The organism is Pseudidiomarina sp., assembly GCF_033722695.1.
Classification (GTDB): Bacteria; Pseudomonadota; Gammaproteobacteria; order Enterobacterales; family Alteromonadaceae; genus Pseudidiomarina.
The window spans coordinates 1-6000 of record NZ_JAWVYM010000051.1 but is presented as its reverse complement, the minus strand read 5'-3'; the positions used below and the strand labels follow the sequence as shown (position 1 = coordinate 6000).

Sequence of the window (6000 nt, the reverse complement as noted above, 5' to 3'; positions counted from 1 at the left end):
CCTCTTCGCTTTTCAATACCGGCAGTATATTTCGGATTCTCAACATGAGGCTGCCACTTAACGCAAAGCTAAGCGGCGGCCCGTCAGGGACGTCCGGTGGACGGCCGCGAGGCCGGGAACGTACTTAAGCGATTGGTTAGCGTAGTTCACGATCGGCGCAACCTGCTCGAAAAGTATGAATCGCTACCATGCAGCGTAACACCGGAATCCCCAGGAGCCTCAGGGAAGCGCTGCGGCGGAATATTTGTAAGACGAAACGGTATATCCACCTGATTATTGCCAGCACCTACACAGAAGTCATTTAGCCTGACGAGCGAGCTCCTGAAGTCCGTAGCTGGCTCCCAAAGAACCATAAATGCCAGCGGAAAAAATTTTAAAACGGAGCTAACCAGTGGCGGTGTGCCGGTATGAACCAGAAAACCAAAATTGCGAATCGCCACTTGATCCCAGAATGGATAGACCCAGTAGTAAAAGTGCAGGCTGTCTGGGATTTCTTTATCTGGGTTTAATACCAAATCCGCCATAGCATCGCCCATATCTCCCCTTGGAAAACGTTCGACTCCGAGCGCGAGAATATGGCCACACACAGCACGAATAATTTTGCCCGGCACAACGGGAAAAGTGGTCGCATTAGGGCGAGCCACCAAACTATGTAGGTACGAGCCAACGTTGTTAGCGAAATTTTTTAATTCTTGGTCGTAGAGCCCACCGAGATAGTCGTTATTGCAGACGGAGCAAATACTTCGGAATTTAACACCTTGCTGAAAATCCCTCCCCTTCCGATCTTTTTCAGCTTTTGCATTGAGCACCTCGCTGATGCCGTACAGGGTCATTCTAGGAAACTTAATCGTGCCTTTAGGTGGCACATGGTCTTCAGTCAGCTTGCCATGCGTCCCGCAGATATTGCATAGCCCTTTTTTGGGACCTTTGGTTTGAATAAAAGGCATGGCTATCTCCCGAAAACGCTAACAGCAACTAGACCGAATTCCGCGATATTGTCAAAAAGTGCGTTCTCGATAATGCCACTTTCTTATCACGATTCACGGCCCAATGTTTCAAATTTAACAACAGCTTAGACCAGCTGCTGACAAACCACCATGTAATCGCGTGACTTCCCCTTTTTGCCCGCCCAATGGTCGTGTCGCAAAATGCTACATAGTCCATCATGAACTTGCAGGTGAGCTATTTCTTTAAGCGTCTGTTTTGACGAGAATTGAACGTTTATGGAAGGTTTCACCCAGAAAGAACTAGTAATGCTAGGGCAGACGGTTCAACTCCGCCGCTTGCTACCAGTATTCGAAAGGGTCGCGGTTAGCGTCGCGACCCTTTTTGGTTGGTTGACGACAAATGGTCTGCCGCGTGGACAAACAAGGTGCCGTTATGTCAGGCGCTCGTTTTGAACGAAGAAACACGGTCCTTCATCTCTGCAGCGAGTCTCGCTAATTCATGACTCGCCTCGGAGGACTGCTTGGCGCCATCAAGGTTCTGATTGGACAGATCCACGATGTGGGTCAGATTACCGCTTACCTGCTCTGCTGCCACAGACTGCTCTTCCGCTGCGCTGGCGATTTGTTCACCCATCTGTACGATGTGATCGATGGCATCGCTAATGGCATTCAGCGTTTCGGCAATATCGTCAATCAACATGCGGTTCTCTTCAACCTGTTCCAGCCCCGACTGCATGACCGCTACGGTTGCCTTGCTTTCCTCGGTTAGCCCATCAATCACACTCGCAATCTCAGCAGTTGATGTTTGCGTTCGTTTCGCCAGGGAACGCACTTCATCCGCTACCACGGAGAAGCCACGACCATGCTCTCCGGCTCTGGCAGCTTCGATTGCAGCGTTCAATGCCAGCAGGTTGGTCTGATCTGCAATATCATTTATCACCTGGGTAACCTTCTGTATTTCCAGGCTCTTGCTCTCCAGAGAGTTGATCTGTTTTGCAACCCGACGGATGTCCTCCGACAGCCGGTGCAACGCTTCGCGACCTTTTTCGCCTCTCACACGACCTTCAATGCCCTGCTCTTTCGCTGATCTGGCGGCAGATTGAGCTTCTTCGGCGCTTCTTGCCACATCGTTGGAGGCAGCGCTCATCTGATTCATTGCGGTCGCAACCTGGTCGGTCTGGCCCGACTGGGACTCGATGTTCTGCTCTACGTTGGCGTTGATTGACGACAGTTCCTCTGACGCTGTCGCGACCTCGTCCGATACGCCTGAAAGCCGACTGAGGACCTGATCAAATTCATTCAACATATGATTAAGAGAATTACCCAACTCAGCAAGTTCATCTGTTCCAGTCACGTCCATACGTTGGGAAAGATCGGAATTTTCAGCCACAGATCGCATCAAATTCCTCATGGACTGGATAGGACCGGTGATGGACAAAATGATGAGAACACTTGCGCCAATGGAGAGCACGGCCGCGACAACAGCGGTTATCGGATAGAGCAGCTGGCTCTGCGCATAAAGCTCGCCCACCGACTCTCTCTCCGTGGCCGCAACATCAAGTTGCAGCTCTATCAGTTCACCAATCTTTGCGGTTATCGGATCAATAACGTCGTAAAGTGGGCCGTCAATCTGGTCCAGTTGACCCTCTGCACTGGAGGGCGCGCTACGAAGAACCCGCTTCGCCTCCGCTATCCCCTGATCTGCGGCTGTAAACAGACCCTCAGCCTGGCGCACAAGCTCTTCTTCCCGGTCTGTAAGCAGTGTCTGCGCATATCTTGACCAATTCGAACGGATGGCCGATTCCGCTTCCTCGATTTGGCGAAGTGCTTCTTCTGGGGATATTCGCCCAGCATTGGCCTTGTTGATGGCATCAATCACGAAAACCGCATAATCGTCCGAGATGACTTTCAGGTCTTTTAGAGGCACCACTCGATCGTTGTAGATACTCGTCACCCCTCGGTTAATGTCTGAAAATACGATGAGGGCGTATATCGATAGGCCGGCAATAGCGACAAGGGGGATAGAAACCAGTATCACCAAACGCGACTTGAGAGAGAGGTTGCTCAGCAGATTCATTAAGCTTTTCCTGACACTTCGACATCCATTTCGCGAAGACGGTCCCAACCATCAAGTATAATGGGAAATGCTACCTATTCACTAAAACAACCAAAAAATAGGTAAAATAAGCGGATTGGCAGTGACCTGCGCCAGTATCCGAACGTGGCGGGATTACGGTCGCGGGTATTGCTTGTTGTATATGGCACGCTCACTGGTATCCCTGCCCTTGTCGGGGTCTTCCTTGCTTTTTGTAGCCTCTATCGCCGCTATGTACTCCGCCGGAACTCCTGTTTCTTTGGCCCCGTAAAGAACGTGGTACAGATACCAGGAGTAGGGCAGCAGGTCAGGGTCGGTATGGGTTGCACAGTAGGTAAATGCGTCAACGACGTTCCCCTGAGCATCACTGACCAGGACACGCTTTTCTTCATAGCCAAAACCCAGGCCTTCGGCCCGATCCAGGACTTGTTTTTCGTTCTCGGGTATTTCGAACAGCGCACCGATCACACAGTCTTCAGAGTGGCCTGTAAACAGAGCATCGCATTTTGCAGATCCATCTATCTTGCTCACCTTATGAAACCGCAGAGAGTGCTCTGCAAGCGTATAGGCGCCTACTGGCTTGGCGCCGGGAACCCTTTGCCGCAACCTTGGGAGGGACATGTTTGATCCGTAGGCAAAATATCTCACACCGCTTATTCCCATCACTCTCGTGAAAACTTGAGAACTTTAACCTCAATTCGATGGGGCGGGACGGTGAGCCACCATCAACTCAGTACATGTTATGTTTATAGTCCAACTCCAGCCCCTTCTCCATAGCGCCAGGCAAAGACACCGCTGCACGCGCAACCTTTGCTTGCAGAGAACTCTCTTTACTTTTTTTCACGTGAGCCTTAAAAATCTCTGAAGGCCTCAGATCTTCAGGCACTTTTCCCGCGGGCCACAGAACTGAATTGGCAATGGCGATGCTTGGTCTGATTCTCATTGAGGCTGGATTTATTCTTGTGATGAGCTTTGGCTTCTTACCTTGTATCGCGAATCTATCCAGGAGATGCTCATCAGTGCAAAGCTCTGCTGTGCCCTGAAGCTCGAGAATGTCCTTACAACCTGGCACCAAGGCTATAACGCTAACTTCCGGCTGCTCAATAATGTTGCCGAAACTGTCTATTCTTCGATTACCTGGGCGATCAGAGAAACAGATAAAGCCACCGTCTTCTTGGATTAGAAAATTCTCCGGATCACCTTTTGGGCTGACATCCGCTTCCCCACGACTATTGATGCTTGCCAAAACCAGAAATCTGGACCGCTTAACAAAATCCGATATCTCACACTGCGACTGCCCGACTGACTGAGGCGACCAAAAATCCGAGCGGCGGAAGGATTTGGCGCAGTGCAAATAACACTCCTCCACTTCCAAAGTCGCCAGTCCATCAGTAATACCAGAGACCCTGCCATTCACGCGCAAGGTTTCGTCCATACCGCTCACCATAAACAGTGCACCAAAAGACAAACCCTGCTCAACGATACTTCCATCGTCTAATGCAGCCAGGTGAATGAGCAAATGCCCGGAATCAGAAGTAGACACAAAACCTCTTTCACCACCCGCCGAGGTAAGCTGAATATTTCCGGCTTTGCCAAAAGCGATAAACGCGAAATTAGAGTACGACAACCAACGCACGGCATGCTCGTCAACATGGTCGATGACTTTAAGGTCTCGAGGTGCCGGCAATTTTCCGACTCTTTTCTGAACCTGTTCAATCTTGGTCAGCTTCATATCTACTAGGCTTCCTGTCTGTTCTGAATATCACCACAGCCATAAGCGGCCAAGATGTTCACGGCACATTGATTAGAATTGCGAATCCAGAAAAATATCGATGTACTTTTCGTAATCACTCCATGGGTATTCACTGATCGTGATCACATTCAATGCAACCCCATGAACGAAGCACATCAAACTTTCCAGAAATACCATCATTGAAGATGGATCAACAGACTTTGATAAATCTTGCATCATAGGCCCCACAATGAGCAGCATTTCTTGCGTGATGTTGGCATGGTTAATAAAAAATTCATCGGTGGACGAAGCTCTGTCTTCGTTGAGAAAAACGATACGAAACCGATCCGGGTGCCCCACCCAGTAATTCAAGTAAGTCATACACATCGTCTTCAACTTACTTTTCGCATCTGTTTGCTTTTCAACATCCGACCTCACTAAATCGAATAATTCATCGAAAAAACCAGCCCAGATATGATGCAAAATCGCATTTTTATTCGGAAAGTACTTGTATAACGTCATCGTGCCCATGCCGGCTTTTGCAGCAATCTTTCTCATGGACACCGACGGAAAACCTTCCGCTATAAACAGAGATTGAGCCGCTTGAATGATTGCATCGACCTTTTTCTGCCGCTCATCATCGGATTGTTTGGGCCTCCCCATCTTGGCGTCTTGATTCATGGACATTCCCGTGATGCCTTTAGACTTTGCGATGGTATAGGCATAAACGCAGTGGTTACCCAGCCTCGGCGAGGTTTCGGTCGGGGCCCGGCCCATACCGTTACATTTTCTATAACGAGATCTTCCATCAACACCTCACCCTCAGAACCAAAACGCTCTCATTTGACTAAATCGTACGCGTACGTTTATCCTCGGTCAACGACCGGATCCGACAAAGAGGAGAGGCGATCCCTATGCCACTCGGAAAGATTCTTCGGTATGCATGGGTAAATTGGTTGAAGGGATCCTGAAAACGGCGGATCGATATGACGAAGGCAGTTTAAAAGGGCAATACAATGGATAAGAAAAAACGGCTTGAGGTAGGCAAGGTAAGCGAATTATGGCGTTATCCCGTGAAGTCGATGGAAGGGACCCGGGTAGAAGAAGGCGTCATAGGAAAAATGGGGATGCTAGGTGATCGCAACTGGGCACTGAGGGACGAATCGCTTGGCGAGCTCAGCACCGTCAGAAAAAACCCAAAACTCCTTAAATTCAAAGCGACCTAT

General features: G+C 49.6%; 6 protein-coding genes. 1 reads left to right on the top strand and 5 read right to left on the bottom strand.

Going from position 1 to position 6000, the window contains the following annotated elements; translation table 11 throughout:
• Positions 1-146: 146 nt before the first annotated feature.
• From R3196_RS10595 to R3196_RS10575, 5 genes are all read right to left on the bottom strand, one after another.
• The gene (locus R3196_RS10595; protein ID WP_318936742.1) at positions 147-947 is read right to left on the bottom strand and encodes a hypothetical protein; all 801 of its coding nucleotides are present in this window, start codon (positions 945-947) and stop codon (positions 147-149) included.
• A gap of 436 nt (positions 948-1383) precedes the next feature.
• Positions 1384-3024, bottom strand: coding sequence for a methyl-accepting chemotaxis protein (locus R3196_RS10590; protein ID WP_318936741.1), 1641 nt, complete (start codon positions 3022-3024; stop codon positions 1384-1386).
• A 153-nt stretch (positions 3025-3177) separates the two neighbouring features.
• Positions 3178-3705, bottom strand: coding sequence for a gamma-glutamylcyclotransferase family protein (locus R3196_RS10585; protein ID WP_318936740.1), 528 nt, complete (start codon positions 3703-3705; stop codon positions 3178-3180).
• 67 nt (positions 3706-3772) lie between these two features.
• The gene (locus R3196_RS10580) at positions 3773-4774 is read right to left on the bottom strand and encodes a pyridoxamine 5'-phosphate oxidase family protein (protein ID WP_318936739.1); all 1002 of its coding nucleotides are present in this window, start codon (positions 4772-4774) and stop codon (positions 3773-3775) included.
• Positions 4775-4846: 72 nt separating this feature from the next.
• The gene (locus tag R3196_RS10575; protein ID WP_318936738.1) at positions 4847-5551 is read right to left on the bottom strand and encodes a TetR/AcrR family transcriptional regulator; all 705 of its coding nucleotides are present in this window, start codon (positions 5549-5551) and stop codon (positions 4847-4849) included.
• Positions 5552-5790: 239 nt separating this feature from the next.
• On the opposite strand from R3196_RS10575, the gene R3196_RS10570 reads away from it, so the two are divergent.
• A partial coding sequence (locus R3196_RS10570) for an MOSC N-terminal beta barrel domain-containing protein (RefSeq protein WP_318936737.1) occupies positions 5791-6000 on the top strand: 210 nt, incomplete at its 3' end.